This is a genomic window from Amycolatopsis sp. NPDC048633, from assembly GCF_040650695.1.
Taxonomy (GTDB): Bacteria; Actinomycetota; Actinomycetes; order Mycobacteriales; family Pseudonocardiaceae; genus Amycolatopsis.
Genome location: NZ_JBEZHS010000023.1, coordinates 66501 through 83208 on the forward strand (window position 1 = coordinate 66501; position 16708 = coordinate 83208).

18 protein-coding genes are annotated in these 16708 nt (G+C 70.1%); 9 read left to right on the forward strand and 9 right to left on the reverse strand.

The window, feature by feature from the left end:
- The first annotated feature begins 41 nt into the window (after positions 1 to 41).
- Positions 42 to 662: a class I SAM-dependent methyltransferase gene (locus AB0C38_RS32555; protein WP_360680934.1), complete on the forward strand. Its 621-nt coding sequence runs from the start codon at positions 42 to 44 to the stop codon at positions 660 to 662.
- Here AB0C38_RS32555 and AB0C38_RS32560 read toward each other — a convergent pair.
- Together AB0C38_RS32560 and AB0C38_RS32565 are read right to left on the reverse strand one after the other, a co-directional pair.
- Positions 659 to 1096, reverse strand: coding sequence for a VOC family protein (locus tag AB0C38_RS32560; RefSeq protein ID WP_360680936.1), 438 nt, complete (start codon positions 1094 to 1096; stop codon positions 659 to 661). The genes AB0C38_RS32555 and AB0C38_RS32560 overlap by 4 nt on opposite strands.
- The gene (locus AB0C38_RS32565) at positions 1093 to 1431 is read right to left on the reverse strand and encodes a PadR family transcriptional regulator (RefSeq protein WP_360680938.1); all 339 of its coding nucleotides are present in this window, start codon (positions 1429 to 1431) and stop codon (positions 1093 to 1095) included. The genes AB0C38_RS32560 and AB0C38_RS32565 overlap by 4 nt, the downstream gene beginning before the upstream one ends.
- A 60-nt stretch (positions 1432 to 1491) precedes the next feature.
- Between AB0C38_RS32565 and AB0C38_RS32570 the strand changes: the two genes are divergently transcribed.
- Positions 1492 to 1878 (forward strand): VOC family protein, encoded by a 387-nt coding sequence (locus AB0C38_RS32570; protein ID WP_360680939.1) that lies wholly within the window; start codon positions 1492 to 1494, stop codon positions 1876 to 1878.
- Here the strand turns inward: AB0C38_RS32570 and rdmE are convergent.
- Positions 1875 to 3413 (reverse strand): aklavinone 12-hydroxylase RdmE, encoded by a 1539-nt coding sequence (gene rdmE / locus AB0C38_RS32575; protein WP_360680941.1) that lies wholly within the window; start codon positions 3411 to 3413, stop codon positions 1875 to 1877. The two genes, AB0C38_RS32570 and rdmE, sit on opposite strands and share 4 nt — an antisense overlap.
- 165 nt (positions 3414 to 3578) lie before the next feature.
- Here rdmE and AB0C38_RS32580 point away from each other — a divergent pair, with 165 nt between their 5' ends.
- Together AB0C38_RS32580 and AB0C38_RS32585 are read left to right on the forward strand one after the other, a co-directional pair.
- Positions 3579 to 4889 carry a bifunctional o-acetylhomoserine/o-acetylserine sulfhydrylase gene (locus AB0C38_RS32580; RefSeq protein WP_360680943.1) on the forward strand — a complete coding sequence of 437 codons (1311 nt, stop codon included), beginning with the start codon at positions 3579 to 3581 and terminating at the stop codon, positions 4887 to 4889.
- Entirely contained in the window at positions 4886 to 6004 is a 1119-nt protein-coding gene (locus AB0C38_RS32585; RefSeq protein ID WP_360680945.1) for a homoserine O-acetyltransferase, read from the forward strand. Before AB0C38_RS32580 ends, AB0C38_RS32585 begins: the two co-directional genes overlap by 4 nt.
- Here AB0C38_RS32585 and AB0C38_RS32590 read toward each other — a convergent pair.
- Together AB0C38_RS32590 and AB0C38_RS32595 are read right to left on the reverse strand one after the other, a co-directional pair.
- Entirely contained in the window at positions 5955 to 6212 is a 258-nt protein-coding gene (locus AB0C38_RS32590; RefSeq protein WP_360680946.1) for a hypothetical protein, read from the reverse strand. The genes AB0C38_RS32585 and AB0C38_RS32590 overlap by 50 nt on opposite strands.
- Positions 6213 to 6225: 13 nt before the next feature.
- Positions 6226 to 7104 carry a diiron oxygenase gene (locus AB0C38_RS32595; protein ID WP_360680947.1) on the reverse strand — a complete coding sequence of 293 codons (879 nt, stop codon included), beginning with the start codon at positions 7102 to 7104 and terminating at the stop codon, positions 6226 to 6228.
- Positions 7105 to 7185: 81 nt separating this feature from the next.
- Between AB0C38_RS32595 and AB0C38_RS32600 the strand changes: the two genes are divergently transcribed.
- The gene (locus tag AB0C38_RS32600; protein WP_360680949.1) at positions 7186 to 7815 is read left to right on the forward strand and encodes a TetR/AcrR family transcriptional regulator; all 630 of its coding nucleotides are present in this window, start codon (positions 7186 to 7188) and stop codon (positions 7813 to 7815) included.
- 6 nt (positions 7816 to 7821) lie between these two features.
- On the opposite strand, the gene AB0C38_RS32605 is transcribed toward AB0C38_RS32600, so the two are convergent.
- Both AB0C38_RS32605 and AB0C38_RS32610 read right to left on the reverse strand, forming a co-directional pair.
- Complete coding sequence (locus tag AB0C38_RS32605; protein ID WP_155541161.1) at positions 7822 to 8322, reverse strand: hypothetical protein; 501 nt, start codon at positions 8320 to 8322, stop codon at positions 7822 to 7824.
- Positions 8323 to 8368: 46 nt separating this feature from the next.
- Positions 8369 to 8959, reverse strand: a complete 591-nt coding sequence (locus AB0C38_RS32610; RefSeq protein ID WP_360680951.1) for a TetR/AcrR family transcriptional regulator — start codon at positions 8957 to 8959, stop codon at positions 8369 to 8371.
- Positions 8960 to 9278: 319 nt separating this feature from the next.
- On the opposite strand from AB0C38_RS32610, the gene AB0C38_RS32615 reads away from it, so the two are divergent.
- From AB0C38_RS32615 to AB0C38_RS32630, 4 genes are all read left to right on the forward strand, one after another.
- Positions 9279 to 10049, forward strand: coding sequence for an SGNH/GDSL hydrolase family protein (locus AB0C38_RS32615; RefSeq protein ID WP_360681082.1), 771 nt, complete (start codon positions 9279 to 9281; stop codon positions 10047 to 10049).
- A 137-nt stretch (positions 10050 to 10186) separates the two neighbouring features.
- A complete protein-coding gene (locus AB0C38_RS32620; protein ID WP_360680952.1) occupies positions 10187 to 11800 on the forward strand; it encodes a carboxyl transferase domain-containing protein in 1614 nt (537 codons plus the stop codon).
- A 2-nt stretch (positions 11801 to 11802) separates the two neighbouring features.
- Complete coding sequence (locus tag AB0C38_RS32625) at positions 11803 to 13788, forward strand: acetyl-CoA carboxylase biotin carboxylase subunit (protein ID WP_360680954.1); 1986 nt, start codon at positions 11803 to 11805, stop codon at positions 13786 to 13788.
- On the forward strand, positions 13785 to 14939 hold the full coding sequence (locus AB0C38_RS32630; RefSeq protein ID WP_360680956.1) for an acyl-CoA dehydrogenase family protein: 1155 nt from the start codon (positions 13785 to 13787) through the stop codon (positions 14937 to 14939). The genes AB0C38_RS32625 and AB0C38_RS32630 overlap by 4 nt, the downstream gene beginning before the upstream one ends.
- A gap of 54 nt (positions 14940 to 14993) precedes the next feature.
- Here AB0C38_RS32630 and AB0C38_RS32635 read toward each other — a convergent pair whose 3' ends face one another.
- Together AB0C38_RS32635 and AB0C38_RS32640 are read right to left on the reverse strand one after the other, a co-directional pair.
- Positions 14994 to 16370, reverse strand: a complete 1377-nt coding sequence (locus tag AB0C38_RS32635; protein WP_360680958.1) for a hypothetical protein — start codon at positions 16368 to 16370, stop codon at positions 14994 to 14996.
- Positions 16367 to 16702, reverse strand: coding sequence for a hypothetical protein (locus tag AB0C38_RS32640; RefSeq protein ID WP_360680959.1), 336 nt, complete (start codon positions 16700 to 16702; stop codon positions 16367 to 16369). Before AB0C38_RS32640 ends, AB0C38_RS32635 begins: the two co-directional genes overlap by 4 nt.
- Between the last annotated feature and the right edge of the window lie 6 nt (positions 16703 to 16708).

The window sequence follows — 16708 nt, forward strand, 5'->3', positions numbered from 1 at the left end:
CTGGCCGAGAAACCCCTGGGCGGCTCGGTAGGGTCGGCAGGGTGAGCGACGCGCGGCGGATCGTCGAATCCGGCTACGACAGCTCGGCGGAGCGCTACCTCGAGTGGAGCGCGCGGATCGCGGACGATCCCCGGCTGCGCTTCCTGGCCGAGCTGACCGACCGGCTCGCCGACGGCGCCGACGTGCTCGACCTCGGCTGCGGCGCGGGCGTGCCCTGCACGAAGCTGCTTGCCGAGCGCTACGACGTCGTCGGTGTCGACCTCTCCTCGGCGCAGCTCGACCTCGCGCGGCGCAACGTCCCAGGCGCGCGGTTCCAGAAGGGCGACATGGCGGAGGTGTCGTTCCCGGACGAGTGCTTCGACGCCGTCACCGCGTTCTACTCGGTGCTGCACGTCCCGCGCGAAGACCAGGGCGACCTCTTCACGAGCATCGCCGGGTGGCTCCGGCCCGGCGGCTGGTTCCTGGCCGCGCTGGGCTGCAGCGAGGCGAACGGCGTCGAGGACGACTGGCTCGGCACGCCGATGTTCTTCAGCTCTCACAACGCGGCGGAGAACCGGCGGCTGCTCGAAGCGGCCGGCTTCACGCTCGTCGTCGACGAGCCGGTGACCATGCGCGAACCCGAAGGCCCGGCCACCTTCCACTGGGTCCTCGCGCGCCGCTAGACCTCGTGGGGCTTGCGGGCGTCGATGTCCTCCGGGGTGTACTGCTCGCGCTTCGTGGTCAACGCCCAGCGGTGGCCGTCCGGGTCGACCACCCTCCCGTACCGCTCGCCGAAGAACATCTCCGTCACCGGGGCCTCCACCGTCGCCCCCGCGAAGACCGCCCGCCGCGCGAGGTCGTCCGGGTCGGGGGTCTCCAGCGTCAGCAGCAGCGGGGTCCCGCCGATCGTCGACGGCGCCAGCGCGTCCAGGGCCGCGATCTCCTGGCTGACCAGCAGCCGCGCGTCGCCGACCGCCAGCTCCACGAACAGCACCGTGCCGTCCGGCAGGACCGTGCGGAACAGCTCCACCGCGCCGAACGCCCGGCCGTAGAAGGAAAGCGCCGTCTCGACGTCCTTCACGAACAGGTGCGGCACCAGGCCGACCGGGCGGCTCACGCCGACTCCGGGCGGGCCAGCAGGCCCGCGTCGCCGGCCGCCGCGACCAGCCGGCGCAGCAGTGACGCTTCGCGTGACGCGGCCGCGCGGCCGGCCGGCGTGATGCGGTAGTAGCGGCGGCGGGAGTCCTCGCCCGGGAGCTCCTCGGCCAGCCCGTCGGCGGCCAGCCGGGTCAGCGTCCGGTAGAGCGTCCCTGGTCCGAGCTGGACTTCGCCGCCCGTGACCTCGGCGACGAACCCCATGATCCCGTAGCCGTGCGCGCGTCCGCCCGGCCCGGCGGCCAGCGCCAGGAGCACCTGGAAAGCCGCGGGGGTGAGCGGGTTGCCATCGGACATGGGAGCACCCTACACTCCGGCCTGGTTATATCCATGGTGGATATAGAGAGAGGCGGGGTCATGCCCATCCAAGGGGTCAGCAAGGTCGTCGTCGGGGTCGAGGACCAGGCGCGCGCCAAGGAGTTCTGGTCCGGCACGGTCGGCTTCGCGGTGACGACCGACGTGCCCTACGACGACCAGGGGCACCGCTGGGTCGAGGTGACCGCTCCGAACGGGACGATCCTCGTGCTCAGCGAGTCGCCCGAGGACCGCCGCCGCTTCGGCGAGAACGACCAGCTGCCGACGTCGAACTTCTTCTTCCGCGCCGACGATGTCGAGAAAACGTACGAGGAGCTGTCGGCGAAGGGCGTGGAGTTCCCCTCGAAGCCGGAGAAGCAGCCGTGGGGCTGGTGGTCGATGTTCGTCGACTCCGAAGGGAACCGCTTCGCGCTGCAGCAGCGCGACTAGCGCGAAAGGACCGTGGTCAGGACCCGCCGCAGCTCACCGGCTGGGTCCTCGACCGGTCCCCGGGAACGCCACGCGACTACGCCGTCCGGGCGCACGAGCGAAGCGCCGCCCGCCGCCAGGCCGTACCGCGCGGCGATGTCCGCGAGCACGTGGCACTCGAGGCGGATGCCGGTTTCCGCCGCGACGTCGGCCGCGGCGTGTTCCCACCCGTCGCCGGTGCAGAGCAGTACCCACGACTGCCCCAGCAGGTCCACAGTGGACGCCAGGCCGGGCGCCCGGAAGCCGGGCCGCCCGGTCGGCGCGTGGATGTCTTCGACCCGCGAGCCGTCGTCCGGCTCCTCCGAAAGGACGGCCGTCGAGCGGTAGCGGAACCCGAGGATCGCGTTCAGCATGTCCTCCGCTTCGGTGAGCCCCGAGACGTCGAGGTCGGGGTGCATGCGCTGCTTCATGTTGTGCAGCGACGTGTCGATGATCATCCGCGCGATCGGCTTACGCTCGGCTTCGTAGGTGTCGAGCAGCGCCGGACCCGCGTCGCCGCGCAGCACGGCGGCGAGCTTCCACGCGATGTCCGCGCCGTCGCCGACCGCCGTGTTGCCGCCCTGGCCGCCGGTCGGCGGCGTCACCTTCGCCGCGTCGCCGACCAGGAAGACCCGCCCGGAGCGGAAGCTGTCGGCCAGCCGCGCGGCGATCTCCCACGAGCCCGTCCAGACGATCTCCGGCTCGAGGTCCGGCAGGTCGGTGGCGGCGCGGATCATCGAGACCAGCCGTTCGTGCGGGAAGTCCGCCGGGGTCTCCCCGCGAGCCGGGAAGTAGTCCGGCGCGAAGACGTACCGGTTCGGCACGTCGGTGTTGACCAGCCCGGCGGTGAAGTCGCCGTGCTGGAGGTAGAACAGGTCGGTCACGCCGGGCTGGACGCGATCGCCGAGGTCGGCGTCGAATACGACGCCGAGGCAGTGGCTCAGCGCGTCCATGCCGGTGGTCCCGATGCCCAGCCGCTGCCGGATGCCGCTGCGCCCGCCGTCGGCGGCGACGACGTAGTCCGCGCGCACGACCGTCTCTTCGCCCGAGTCCCGGTGCCGCAGCGTCGCGGTGACGCCGTCGTCGTCCTGCGTCAGCTCGACGAGCTCGGTCCGGAACCTGACCCGCGCGCCGGCCTTCTCGGCGTGCGCCAGCAGGATCGGCTCGACGACGTCCTGGCCGGCCATCCCGGCGGGCATCGTCGTCGCGGCCGAGACGTCGAACTCGCTGCCGTCCTCCGCGAGCCGGTGCAGGACGCGGCCCGCCAGGCTGGTCGCGACGGTGATCCGCAGCCCCTGCGACGCCCGCGGGCTGACCTCCAGCACCTCGCGGTCGATTCCTGCCCAGTGGAACAGCTCCATCGTGCGCCAGTTCTGCCCGGCGGCCCGCGAGTGGACCGACGTTCCGGCGTGCCGCTCGACCGTCAGGACGTCCACTCCTTCCCGCGCCAGGAACAGCGACGCCGACAGTCCGCCCAGTCCGGCCCCCACGACCAGCACCTGTACCCGCTCCGTCATGACTTCCTCCCAGTCCGTGAATCTCCCTGTGTAAATATCTTAGTCACAGAGATATCTCTGAGGCAAGGGGCGTACGCTCCCAGGACGTGGGAACGGTTGGGTACTCCGTTCGGCCCAAGTAGCTTCGAGCTTCAGCGATCCCCCTTGAGCCGCAAGGAGAAACCGATGAGCGCGGACGACACCTCGGCCTGGTCCTTCGAGACCAGGCAGATCCACGCGGGCGCCGCGCCGGATCCGGCCACGGGCGCGCGGGCGACGCCCATCTACCAGACGACGTCGTACGTCTTCCGCGACAGCCAGCACGGCGCCGACCTGTTCAGCCTCGCCGAGCCCGGCAACATCTACACGCGGATCATGAACCCGACGCAGGACGTGCTGGAGCAGCGCGTCGCGTCGCTCGAAGGGGGCGTCGCGGCGCTGGCGTTCGCGTCCGGCTCGGCCGCGACCACGGCGGCGATCCTGAACCTCGCGGGCGCGGGCGACCACTTCGTGTCCAGCCAGTCGCTCTACGGCGGCACCTACAACCTCTTCCACTACACGCTGCCGAAGCTCGGCATCGAGGTCACGTTCATCGACGACCAGGACGACCTCGAGCAGTGGCGCGCCGCCGTCCGGCCGAACACGAAGTTCTTCTTCGCCGAGACGCTGGCCAACCCGGGCAGCAACGTCCTCGACATCCGCGGCGTCGCCGACACCGCGCACGAAGCCGGCGTCCCGCTCCTCGTCGACAACACGATCCCTACGCCGTACCTGGTGCGCCCGATCGAGCACGGCGCCGACGTCGTGATCCACTCCGCCACCAAGTACCTCGGCGGCCACGGCACGACGATCGCCGGCGTCCTGGTCGACGGCGGCACGTTCGACTACGGCAAGGACCCGGCCAAGTTCCCGGGCTTCAACGAGCCCGACCCGAGCTACAACGGCCTGAAGTACTGGGAGGCCCTCGGCCCCGGCGCGTACGCGGCGAAGGCGCGCGTCCAGATCCTGCGCGACACCGGCGCGGCGATCGCGCCGCTGAACAGCTTCCTGATCCTGCAGGGGATCGAGACGCTGTCGCTGCGCATCGAGCGGCACGTGCAGAACGCCCAGGCGCTCGCCGAGTGGCTGGAGCAGCGCGACGAGGTCGAGAAGGTGTACTACGCCGGCCTGCCGTCGAGCCCCTACTACGAGGCCGGGCAGAAGTACCTGCCGCGCGGCGCGGGCGCGGTCCTGTCGTTCGACCTGCGCGGCGGCGTGGAGGCGGGCCGGAAGTTCGTCGACGGCACCGAGCTGCACAGCCAGCTGGTGAACCTCGGCGACGTCCGCAGCCTGATCGTGCACCCGGCGTCCACCACCCACAGCCAGCTCGCGCCGCAGGAGCAGCTCGCCAGCGGTGTGACGCCGGGCCTGGTCCGGATCGCCGTCGGGCTGGAAGGGATCGAGGACCTCAAGGCCGACCTGGAGGCCGGATTCCGGGCGGCCAAGGCGGAACTGTGACGGCTGGGCCCGTCACCGGCGCCTGGCGGATCGGTGATCCGCCGGGCCGCCGGAAGTTCGTCACCGGCCCCGGCGCGCTCGCGCTCGAGGCCGGTGGCGTGCTGCCCGCTTTTACTCTCGCGTACGAAACCTGGGGGACGCTGAACTCCGACGCGTCCAACGCGGTCCTCGTCGAGCACGCGCTGACCGGCGACAGCCACGCGTCCGGCCCGCTGGTGCCGGGACACCCCAGCGCGGGCTGGTGGGACGGGCTGATCGGGCCCGGGAAGGCCTTGGACACCAGCGAGCTCTTCGTCGTGGTCCCGAACGTGCTGGGCGGCTGCCAGGGATCGACCGGGCCGTCGTCGCCTTCGCCCGACGGGCAGCCGTGGGGCAGCCGGTTCCCGGTCGTGACGGTGCGGGACCAGGTGGCTTCGGAGGCGGTCCTGGCCGACCACCTGGGCATTTCGCGCTGGGCGGCCGTCGTCGGCGGGTCCATGGGCGGGATGCGCGCGCTGGAGTGGGCGGTGACGCTGCCCTCGCGAGTGGCGTCGGTGCTGGTGCTGGCCTCGACCGCGCGGGCGTCGGCCGAGCAGATCGCCTGGGCGGCGCCGCAGCTGCACGCGATCCGCAGCGACCCGTTCTTCCACGGCGGTGACTACTACTCGGCTCCGGAGGGGCCTTTCCGGGGTCTCGGCATCGCCCGGCGGATCGCGCACGTCACCTACCGCAGCGAGCCGGAGCTGGCCCAGCGGTTCGGCCGCTCGTACCAGGGTGCCGAGGACCCGTTGCGGGGCGGGCGGTTCGCCGTCGAGTCCTATTTGGACCATCATGCCGACAAGCTGGCGGGCCGGTTCGACGCGAACAGCTACGTGGTGCTGACGGAGTCGATGAACACCCACGACGTCGGCCGTGACCGCGGCGGCGTCGCCGCGGCGCTGGGCCGGGTCACCGCCCGGGCGGTGATCGGCGGGGTGGACAGCGACCGGCTCTACCCGCTGTACCAGTCGGCGGAGATCGCGTCCGGGATCCCCGGGACGTCGGAGCCGTCGGTGGTTTCCTCGCCGTACGGCCACGACTCGTTCCTCATCGAGACGGACCAGATCGCGGCGCTGGTGAAGGCGCTTCTGGGTTAGTCACGCGCTCTCCCAGGCGTACCAAGCGGTTCGCGACGCGGCGTGACGCGCCGGCGGCGTAGTCCCCGAGCCGTTCGGCCGCGCGATCGGACAGCTTCGCCACCCGCCAGGCGACGTCGTCCGCGCGGTCGCCCGCTTCGTCGCCCACCGTGGTGATCCGGTCGGCGAGCCGGCCGGTGCCGGCGGCGAGCAGGTCCTTGATCGTCATGTCTTCCCCTCCGTCAGAGCATTCCGGCGCGGCGCCACAGCACCGCGCTCGGGCCGCCGATCAGGTCGTTCTCCCGCAGGAAGCGGACGAGCTTCCGGGCCCCGAAGGAGAGGGTCTCCCGCCGGTGCGCGCTGGTCCGCGCCGCCTCGACCGCGACCCCGGGGTCGATCCCCGCGCGCAGGTACTGGCGCGGCCGGGACAGCAGCCGCGACATCAGCAGCGCGCCGGCGGCGACCACGATCCGCGCGAACTCCTTGCGCCACCAGGGTGCTCGCGCGAGCTCCCGGACGAGGTCGTCGCGGGCGTAGCGGACGTGCCGCGCTTCCTCCGTGACGTGGATCCGCATCACCGCGCGCACCACCGGCTGCACCGACTCGTCGTCGAGGTGCTCGCGCTGCAGCGCGTCGAAGATCTCCTCGCCGATCAGCGTCGCCACCCACATCGCCGGCCCGTGCAGGATCGCCGGGAGGGCTTGTGCGCTCAGCTGGAGCCAGCGGTTGTTGCGGTAGGGGCGGCCGTCGACGCGCTCGATCAGCCGCGCGAACATCGTGGAGTGCCGGCATTCGTCGGCGACCTCGGTCAGCGCGTAGTGCACGTGCCGGGTCGTCGGGTCCTGGCGGTAGGACGCGCGCAGCAGCATCTGCATGAGGATGATCTCGAACCAGATCCCGACGCTGACGGTGTTCACGAGCTCCTGCCGCGACAGCTCGATCCGCTGCTCACGGCTCAGCGTGTCCCACACCGGCGTGCCGTACAGGGAGACCAGCTTTTCGGGGATGAAGAACTGGTCTTCGTTCAGCGGCGCGGCCCAGTGGACGTCGACGTCCGGGTCGTAGGAGAGCCGGGCGCTCGACTTGAGCAGCCGCTCGGCCGTCGCTTCGCGATCACCCATTCCGCGCCTCCCTGCGTCGTGTAACACTAGAACGCATGAAACATTTTCCGTCAAGTTGTAAAGCGGCCTAGGGTTGTGGCCATGCGCGACCTCCTGAAGCACGCGCTCGAAGCCGAACTTCCCGGCGACGAGACCGCGGAGCGGATCATGGGCGCGGCGCTGACCCAGGCCGAGGACTTCGGGCTGCGCCGGTTCACCGTCGACGACGTCGCGCGCCGCGTCGGCCTCTCGCGGGTGACGATCTACCGCTACTTCCCGAAGAAGGACCAGCTGCTCAACGCGCTGGTCCTGCGGGAGATGAAGCGGTTCCTGACGAAGGTCGACGCCGTCGTCGAGGCGCAGGCGACCCCGGAGGAGAAGCTCATCGAGGGGTTGAGCTTCTCCCTGGGGTACCTGCGGGGGCACCGGCTGCTCAACCGTCTGCTGCGCACGGAGCCGGAGCTGATCCTCCCGCAGCTGACGGTCCAGGCGGGCGGCCTGTTCGCGGCGGCGCGCACCCGGATCGCGGCGCACTTCCACGCGGAGATCGCGGCGGGCCGGCTCAGCCTGCCCGCCGAGGACGTCGACGGGATGGCGGAGCTGCTGATCCGGATCGTCGTGTCGCTGGTGCTGACCCAGGAGACGGTGCTCCCGGTGGACGACGACGTCGAGCGCCGCCGGGTAGCCGAGCTGTACCTGGCCCCGATCGTCCGGTCGCTGCGGCCGGCCTAGCCCGGTCTAGTCCGAGACGGCTTCCGAGATCCAGGGCGCCACCGGCAGGTCGCGGTCCAGGCATTCGACCGACAGCCGGATCGTCCACCGCAACGCCTGCAGCACGAGGCTGTCCACCTCGTCGGGCGCCGCGTTGGCCAGGGCGATCTCGACCTGCTCCTGCGCCGCCTCGGTGTTGCCGTGGACCTCCGCCAGCAGTGTGCGGACCGCGGTCCGCACCGGCGGGTCGGCCTGGTCGATCGAGACCTCTTCGCCGTCTTCGTCGAAGACCTGGACCTTCACCGGCGCGCTGCCGCCGTCGCCGAGGGTGGAGACCATCGCGCTGCACTCGCCGAACAGCAGCAGCATCAACGCCTTCGTCTCGTCCGCGCGGGCCTGCGGTTCGGCGGCCGTCGGCGCGACCTCGACGAGGGCTTCGGCGTCGTCACCGAGGCTCAACGCCGTCAGCGCGCGTTGAGCCTTCTCGACGAGCTCCTGCTCGTTCCAGTCCGCATCCACGTGCCCCATCAAACACCAGCGACGGCGATAGTGGGGATACCTTGATCCGGGTCGGTCATCCAGCCGCGCGGAGCGCACCCAGCGCGAGCCGGGAGAGCAGTTCGGCGAGTTCCGAGTCACCGAGATGGCGGTTGTACGGCGTCGAGTTGATCAATCCGAACACGGCGTGTGCCGCCGACCGCGCCTGCCGTTCTTCCAGGTCCGGCATGGCTTCGCGGATCGCGCGGACCCACACCTCGACGTACTGCCGCTGCAGCGCGCGCACCTGCTTGCGGTCGGCGTCGGTGAGGTTCGCGAGGTTGCGCTCCTGAACGGTGATCAAGGACGGGTGCGCGAGCGCGAAGCCGACGTGGAACGCCACGAGCCCGGTCAGCGTGTCGTCCGGCGAGCCGGGCCGGTTCGCCCACACCGTGCCGCCGTCGAGCAGGTAACGGCTGATCGAGTTCAGCATCTCGCCGAGGATCGCGTCCTTGCTGCGGAAGTGCCGGTAGAGCGCGGGCCCGGAGATGCCGACGGCGGCGCCGATGTCGTCGATCCCGACGCCGTGGAACCCGTGGTGGGCGAACAGCTCGGCGGCCGCGGACAGAATCTGTTCGCGGCGGTTCGCCTTCTCGCCGTTCACGAGAGGTGTGGGGTTGGCCGGCATTCGGCCATATTAGAGCGGCAGGTTAGCGAGCGCTAACACCAAGTGATGTCGGACTCGCCTGGAAGGGGCCGACGCCCGGCTGGACGCGCCGACGCCGAGCCTTTTCCGCGCTGAAGCGGGAGCGAGCCGCGCGCCGCGACCGGACGTTAGCGAGCGCTAACACTGTTCCCGTCTTCCGGCGTGGGCCGAGTGGGTTACCTACCGGTAACTAGGGGTTCCTCGTGGGGCATTTACATGCTGTGCTTTTGGGGTCGGTTCTGTCACAAAGGAGTGGCCCATGGGGGTTCCGATCCGTCTGTCGCGACGTTTTCTGCTGAGGTTGAGCACGGCTCTCGGCGCCGTCGTCCTGTCCACTCTCGGTGTCACGGGCCTCGCCCACGCCGCCGGGACCGTCTACGCCGCGCTCGGCGACTCCTACTCCTCGGGAGTCGGAGCCGGTAGCTACGGCAGTTCAGGGAACTGCTACCGCAGCTCCAACTCCTACCCGCAGCTGTGGACCAACGCCCACAGCGGCACGTCGTTCACCTTCCTGGCCTGCTCCGGTGCCAAAACCGGGGACGTCATCAGCCAGGCCGGCTCCATCCCCTCCAATGCGACCCTGGTCACGGTCACCGTAGGCGGCAACGACGCCGGCTTCAGCGACGTGATCCAGACCTGCACCCTCGGCAGTGACGCGACCTGCACTGCCCGCGTCAACACCGCGAAGACCTACGTCAACAACACCCTGCCCGCGTTGCTGACCAACACCTACAACGCGATCAAGGCCAAGGCGCCCGGGGCTCGCCTCGTCGTCCTGTCTTACCCGCGCTTCTACACCGTGCCCGGCTCCTGCTGGGTCGGGCTGAGCGACACCAAGCGCTCGGCGATCAACTCCGGCGCCGACACGCTGGCGTCGGTCATCCAGTCCCGCGCGGCGTCGGCGGGCGCGACGTTCGTCGACGTCCGGTCGTCGTTCGTCGGGCACAACATCTGCTCGTCGTCCGATGACTACCTGCACAGCCTGACCTGGCCGGTGATCGAGTCCTATCACCCGACCGTGGCCGGGCAGTCGGGCGGCTACTACGCCCCGCTGCGGGGCGCTATCGGCTGAACCCGGTCCCCTCCGGTCGTGAAGGCCATCCCGGTGCGTCCGGGGTGGCCTTCACGGCATTCAGGCGACTGGACACTCACGTTAGCGGTCGCTAACATCGAGCTGGAGGTTAACGACCGCTAACTTCGAGGGAGCTCATGGACACGCCGGCACTGGGGACTACGGCTGCCCCGGACAGCGAGGCCTACACCCGCAATGCGACGTCGCACGCGGAGCTGGTCGAGGACCTCCGCAAACGTCTGTCGAGCGCCCGCCTCGGCGGGCCCGAAAAGTCGCGCACCCGGCACGTCGAACGCGGCAAGCTGCTCCCGCGCGACCGCGTCGACACGCTGCTCGACCCGGGTTCGCCGTTCCTGGAGCTCTCGCCGCTGGCCGCGAACGGACTCTATGACGACGAGGCGCCGTCCGCCGGGATCATCACCGGGATCGGGCGCGTCTCCGGCCGCGAGTGCGTGGTCGTCGCCAACGACGCCACCGTCAAGGGCGGCACGTACTACCCGATGACGGTGAAGAAGCACCTGCGCGCCCAGGAGGTCGCGCTGCACAACAACCTGCCGTGCGTCTACCTGGTGGACTCCGGCGGCGCGTTCCTGCCCAGGCAGGACGAGGTCTTCCCGGATCGTGAACACTTCGGCCGGATCTTCTACAACCAGGCGACGATGTCCGCGCGCGGCATCCCGCAGATCGCCGCGGTGCTCGGCTCGTGCACCGCCGGCGGCGCGTACGTCCCGGCGATGAGCGACGAAGCCGTCATCGTCCGGAACCAGGGCACGATCTTCCTCGGCGGCCCGCCGCTGGTGAAGGCCGCGACCGGCGAGGTCGTCACAGCGGAGGAGCTGGGAGGCGGCGACGTCCACTCGCGCCAGTCCGGCGTCACCGACCACCTGGCCGACGACGACGCGCACGCGCTGCGGATCGTCCGCTCGATCGTCTCGACGCTCGGCCCTCGCACGCCGCGCCCGTGGGACGTGCTGCCGACCGAGGCGCCCGCCGTCGACCCCGCCGAGCTGTACGGCGTCGTGCCGACCGACCCGCGCACGCCCTACGACGTGCGCGAGGTGATCGCGCGGATCGTCGACGGCAGCCGGTTCGGCGAGTTCAAGAAGGAGTACGGGACCACCTTGGTCACCGGGTTCGCCCGGATCCACGGCCACCCGGTCGGCATCGTCGCGAACAACGGCGTGCTGTTCGCCGAGTCCGCGATGAAGGGCGCGCACTTCATCGAGCTGTGCGACAAGCGCTCGATCCCCCTCTTGTTCCTGCAGAACATCACCGGCTTCATGGTCGGCAAGGCGTACGAGGCGGGCGGTATCGCCAAGCACGGCGCGAAGATGGTCACCGCCGTGGCCTGCGCGCGGGTGCCGAAGTTAACGGTCGTTATCGGCGGCTCGTTCGGCGCCGGCAACTACTCGATGTGCGGCCGGGCGTACTCGCCGCGGTTCCTCTGGATGTGGCCGAACGCGCGGATCTCGGTGATGGGCGGCGAGCAGGCGGCGTCCGTGCTGTCGACGGTCCGCCGTGACTCGATCGAGGGACGCGGCGGCGAATGGTCCACCGAGGACGAAGAGGCGTTCAAGGATCCGATCCGCGAGCAGTACGAGGCGCAGGGCAGCCCGTACTACTCGACGGCGCGGCTGTGGGACGACGGTGTGATCGACCCGGCGGACACCCGCACGGTGCTCGGCCTCGCGCTCTCGACCGCGGCCAACGCTCCTCTGTCCGATGTCAACTACGGCGTCTTCCGGATGTGATGATGTTCGACTCAGTGTTGGTCGCGAACCGCGGCGAGATCGCGGTCCGGGTCATCCGCACGCTGCGGGCGCTCGGCATCCGCGCGGTCGCGGTGTACAGCGACGCCGACGCCGACGCGCGGCACGTCCGGGAGGCGCACACCGCCGTCCGGATCGGCCCGGCGGAAGCTTCGAAGAGCTACCTCTCGATCCCGGCTATCGTCGACGCTGCCGTGTCTTCGGGTGCGCAGGCCGTGCACCCGGGTTACGGCTTCCTGGCGGAGAACGCGGAGTTCGCGCGGGCCTGCGAGGCGGCCGGGCTGGTGTTCATCGGCCCGCCGGTCGCGGCGATCGACGCCATGGGCGACAAGATCCGCGCCAAGGCGACGGTGTCGAAGGCCGGGGTCCCCGTGGTCCCCGGCGCGTCCGATGTGGACATCCCCGAAGGCGGATTCGCGGCTGCCGCGGCGCGCGTCGGCTACCCGTTGCTGCTCAAGCCGTCCGCCGGTGGTGGCGGCAAGGGCATGCGGCTGGTCCACGAAGAGTCCGAACTGGACGCCGCCATCGAGTCGGCGCGGCGTGAGGCCAAGGGGTCCTTCGGCGACGACACCCTCCTGATGGAGCGGTTCGTCACGACGCCGCGGCACATCGAGATCCAGGTGCTGGCCGACACGCACGGGAACGTCATCCACCTCGGCGAGCGTGAGTGCAGCCTGCAGCGGCGGCACCAGAAGATCATCGAGGAAGCGCCGTCGGTGCTGCTGGACGAGGCCACGCGCGAAAAGATGGGCTCGGCGGCGGTCGAGGCCGCGCGCTCGGTCGGGTACGTCGGCGCGGGCACCGTCGAGTTCATCCTGTCGGCGCACGACCCGGACGAGTTCTTCTTCATGGAGATGAACACCCGGCTGCAGGTCGAGCACCCGGTCACCGAGCTGGTGACCGGCCTCGACCTCGTCGAGTGGCAGGTCCGGGTGGCGGCGGGTGAGATTCTTTCCCTTGCACAGCAAGACGTCGTCCTGAACGGACACGCCGTCGAGGCCCGGGTGTACGCCGAAGACCCGGCGCGCGGGTTCATCCCGACGGGCGGGACGGTGCTGGCGGTGCACGAACCGGCCGGAGACGGCGTCCGCGTAGACTCGTGGATGGCGCGCGGCGCGGTGATCGGCTCGAACTACGACCCGATGCTGGCCAAGGTGATCGCCTGGGGCCCGGACCGCGCGGCGGCGCTGCACCGGCTCGACCTGGCGCTGGCCGACACGGCGGTGCTGGGCGTCGGCACCAACACTGCGTTCCTGCGCGGGCTGCTGGCCGATGACGACGTCCGCGCCGGCCGTCTCGACACCGAGCTGGTCGACCGTCGGCTGTCCACATTGGTCTCCTCGGACGTGCCCGCCGAGTTCTTCGTCGCGGCCGCTCTGGACCGGCTGCTTGAGCTGCAGCCATCGGGGTCCACAGTGGATCCTTGGGATGTGCCGGACGGCTGGCGGATGGGCGGGTCCGGCGGGGTGACGTTCCGGCTGAAGTCGGGTCAGGCCAAGGCCGTCGTCCGCGTGCAGGGCACGCCTTCGGCCGCGACGGTCTTCGTCGACGACGCCGAGCCGGTCGAGGTCTCGGCCCGGCGCGATGGCGAACTGCTCGAAGTCCGGCACGCCGGCGGTTTCCACCGCTACCGGCAGGCCTGCGGTCCGGATCGGACGGTCTGGCTCGCCCGTGACGGCCTCAGCTTTCCCTTCGGGGAGCAGGAATTCGTCCTATCGTCCCGCGGCGAGGCCGCCGGGGCCGGCCCGGTCACCAGCCCGATGCCGGGCACGGTGCTCGTGGTGAAGGTGGCGGCCGGCGACGTCGTGCGCGCCGGGACGCCGTTGCTGGTGGTCGAAGCGATGAAGATGGAGCACACGGTCACCGCGCCGATCGACGGTGTCGTCAGCGAACTCCCCGTCCGGGCCGGCCAACAGGTCGCGCTCGACGAAACCCTTGCCGTAGTGACGCCCCAAGAGGAGCAGCAGTGATCGACTTCCGCCTGGACGAGGAGTACGAGGCCCTCCGCAAGACCGTCGAGGACTTCGCGCACGCCGAGGTCGCGCCGGTCATCGGCGAGCTGTACGAGAAGGAGGAGTTCCCGTACGAGATCGTCGCGAAGATGGGGGAGATGGGCCTGTTCGGCCTGCCGTTCCCCGAGGAGTTCGGCGGTATGGGCGGCGACTACTTCGCGCTGTGCCTGGCGCTGGAAGAGCTCGCGCGGGTCGACTCGTCGGTGGCGATCACCCTGGAGGCCGGGGTTTCGCTCGGCGCGATGCCGATCTACCGCTTCGGGACGCAGGAGCAGAAGGAGAAGTGGCTCCCCACTCTGTGCGAGGGAACGGCGCTGGGTGGCTTCGGCCTGACCGAGCCGGGCGGCGGCTCGGACGCGGGCGCGACCCGCACGCGCGCCACTTTGGACGGTGACTCCTGGGTCGTCAACGGCAGCAAGGCGTTCATCACGAACTCGGGCACGGACATCACGCGCCTGGTCACGGTCACCGCCGTGACGGACGTGATGGAGAACGGCCGCAAGGAGATCTCGGCGATCCTCATCCCATCGGGCACGCCAGGCTTCGAGGTGGCGCCGAAGTATTCCAAGGTCGGCTGGAACTGCTCGGACACGCACGAGCTGTCCTTTTCGGACGTCCGCGTGCCGGCGGAGAACCTGGTCGGCGTTCGCGGTCGCGGGTACGCCCAGTTCCTGTCCATCTTGGACGAAGGCCGCGTCGCGATCGCTGCTCTGTCAGTGGGTCTGGCGCAGGGCTGCGTCGACGAGTGCCTGCAGTACGTGAAGGACCGGGTCGCGTTCGGCAAGCGGATCGGCGAGTACCAGGCGATCCAGTTCAAGATCGCCGACATGGAGGTCCGCACGCACACGGCCCGCCTGGCGTACTACCAGGCGGCGTCGAAGATGCTGCGCGGCGAGCCGTTCAAGAAGGAGGCGTCGATCGCGAAGCTGGTGGCCTCGAACGCGGCCATGGACAACGCGCGCGACGCGACCCAGATCTTCGGCGGGTACGGGTTCATGAACGAGTACCCGGTGAGCCGCTTCTACCGCGACGCGAAGATCCTGGAGATCGGCGAGGGGACGAGCGAGGTCCAGAAGATGCTGATCTCGCGCCACCTCGGGGTCGCCTGAAAGCCGTGAAGGGCACCTTCAGGGCTTATCTGTCCCTGAAGGTGCCCCTTTCGGCTAGTGCTGCTGCTGTTGCTGCTTGTCTTCCTCGGCCCAGGCGGCTTCGGCCTGCATCTGGATGTCGGTGAGACCGCGGTCGACCTGCACGATGTCCTTGCCCGCCCAGCCCACGAAGTTCTTCGAACTCTTGGCGTCGGAGAGCGCCTTCAGCATCGGGTAGTAGTCCGGCGCCTTGGCCTTCAGCCAGTCGTCGACGAACTTCATCTTCTTGTAGCTGTCCCCGAACTTCGTCTTCAGCCAGTCCTCGTGCTTCTTGATCGTCGAGACGTCGTGGTCGCTCAGGTGCGACTTCGGCGGCGCCGGCTTGGGCGGGGCCGCGGGCGGCGGCAGCGGCCGCGAGAAGTTCGGCGTGGTCCCGTCACCCGGCGGCCGGGTGCTCGGCGTGGCGCCGCCGCCAGGGCCGTCGTGCGAGACCGCGGTTCCCGGTGGCGGCAGCGGCCGGGAGAAGTTCGGGGTCGTGCCGTCGCCCGGGGGCCGGGTGCTGGGCGTCGCACCGCCGCCAGGGCCGTCGTGGGTGACGGCCGTCCCCGGCGGCTTCGGCAGCGGCCGCGAGAAGTTCGGCACCCCGCCACCGTGCGGCGGCAGGTTGCTCAGCTCGTGACCCGCGCCGGAGGAGCCTGGCTTCCCCTTGACCAGCTTCGACAGCCCGGTGAGCCGGGCCAGCGTGCGCCCGGCGTAGGCGACGACCTTGGCGAGCTTCGCCATCATCGCCGCGACCTGTACTGAGACGGTCGCGACGCACTTGGTCACCCCGACGGCGATCGACGCGCCGAACGTGGGGATGGCGAGTGCGAGCGCGATCAGCATCGTGGAGATGATGTCGCCGAGGATCGTCGTGATGATGTCGCGCAGCAACGAACGGACCGCGCCGATCAGGGCCCCGGTGGTCTCGACCATGTAGCCGGCGACGTCAGCCGCCTTGGCGTTGGCGTCGATCCAGCCCTTCCGGTCGTTGATCGACTTGAGGAAGCTGTCGTAGCCCTTGCCCTGCCACTGGGTGATCGTCGACTTGAGCGTCTCGTCCAGCGAAGTGCCGGTGGTACGCAGCGATTCGCCGATCTTGTGCAGCTCGTTGGCGACCTTCGTGACCTCGGCCGGGTTGCCCGCGACCTGGTCGAGCGGCCACTTCAGGAACGAGACGTGCTCGATCAGCCAGCCCAGGCCCGCCGCGATCAGCTTCGCGAGGGGGTCCATTGCGAACGCGACGGTGTCGAGCACGGCGCTGATGACGTTGATGCCGAGCTCGACGCTGACGGCCGCGAGGTCGCCGCCGTGTTCGGTCTGGACCTTGCCGATCGAGTCGCCGACCTGCTTCCAGCTGTCGAAGACGCCGGCTCCGGTCGTGGAGTTCGCTGCCGTGATGGGAACGGTCACTTGCCCAGCTCCGTTTCGAAAGTGCTCAAACCCTGGGCCGTGTTCGAGTCGTGGGTCGCGTACGTGTCGGCGGCCTTCTTCACGTCGTCGGCGGACTTCCCGATGTCACCGACGAGCTTGCTGATCTCCCCGGTGATCACCGCCATCGTGATCCGCGAGGGCACGGCCAGCACCTGCGCTAGCAGGATGCCGAACGCGGCGTTGTCGAACCCGTTGGCGGCCTGCATCCGGTTCGCGGCGTCCTGCACCGCCGGTTGCGTGGTGCCGGACAGGAACTGGCTGAACTTCTGCAGCTCGGCCGGGTCGACCGAGAAACCTTCTCCGGAAACCACCGGTTC

Excerpts from the sequence above, each read along its gene's own strand:
- AB0C38_RS32580 (WP_360680943.1), top strand. The coding sequence starts at position 3,579 with ATGAGCGCGGACGACACCTCGGCCTGGTCCTTCGAGACCAGGCAGATC.
- AB0C38_RS32610 (WP_360680951.1), bottom strand. The coding sequence starts at position 8,959 with ATGCCGGCCAACCCCACACCTCTCGTGAACGGCGAGAAGGCGAACCGC.
- rdmE (WP_360680941.1), bottom strand. The coding sequence starts at position 3,413 with ATGACGGAGCGGGTACAGGTGCTGGTCGTGGGGGCCGGACTGGGCGGA.
- AB0C38_RS32565 (WP_360680938.1), bottom strand. The coding sequence starts at position 1,431 with ATGTCCGATGGCAACCCGCTCACCCCCGCGGCTTTCCAGGTGCTCCTG.
- AB0C38_RS32600 (WP_360680949.1), top strand. The coding sequence starts at position 7,186 with ATGCGCGACCTCCTGAAGCACGCGCTCGAAGCCGAACTTCCCGGCGAC.
- AB0C38_RS32620 (WP_360680952.1), top strand. The coding sequence starts at position 10,187 with ATGGACACGCCGGCACTGGGGACTACGGCTGCCCCGGACAGCGAGGCC.
- AB0C38_RS32590 (WP_360680946.1), bottom strand. The coding sequence starts at position 6,212 with ATGACGATCAAGGACCTGCTCGCCGCCGGCACCGGCCGGCTCGCCGAC.
- AB0C38_RS32605 (WP_155541161.1), bottom strand. The coding sequence starts at position 8,322 with ATGGGGCACGTGGATGCGGACTGGAACGAGCAGGAGCTCGTCGAGAAG.
- AB0C38_RS32595 (WP_360680947.1), bottom strand. The coding sequence starts at position 7,104 with ATGGGTGATCGCGAAGCGACGGCCGAGCGGCTGCTCAAGTCGAGCGCC.
- AB0C38_RS32625 (WP_360680954.1), top strand. The coding sequence starts at position 11,803 with ATGTTCGACTCAGTGTTGGTCGCGAACCGCGGCGAGATCGCGGTCCGG.
- AB0C38_RS32570 (WP_360680939.1), top strand. The coding sequence starts at position 1,492 with ATGCCCATCCAAGGGGTCAGCAAGGTCGTCGTCGGGGTCGAGGACCAG.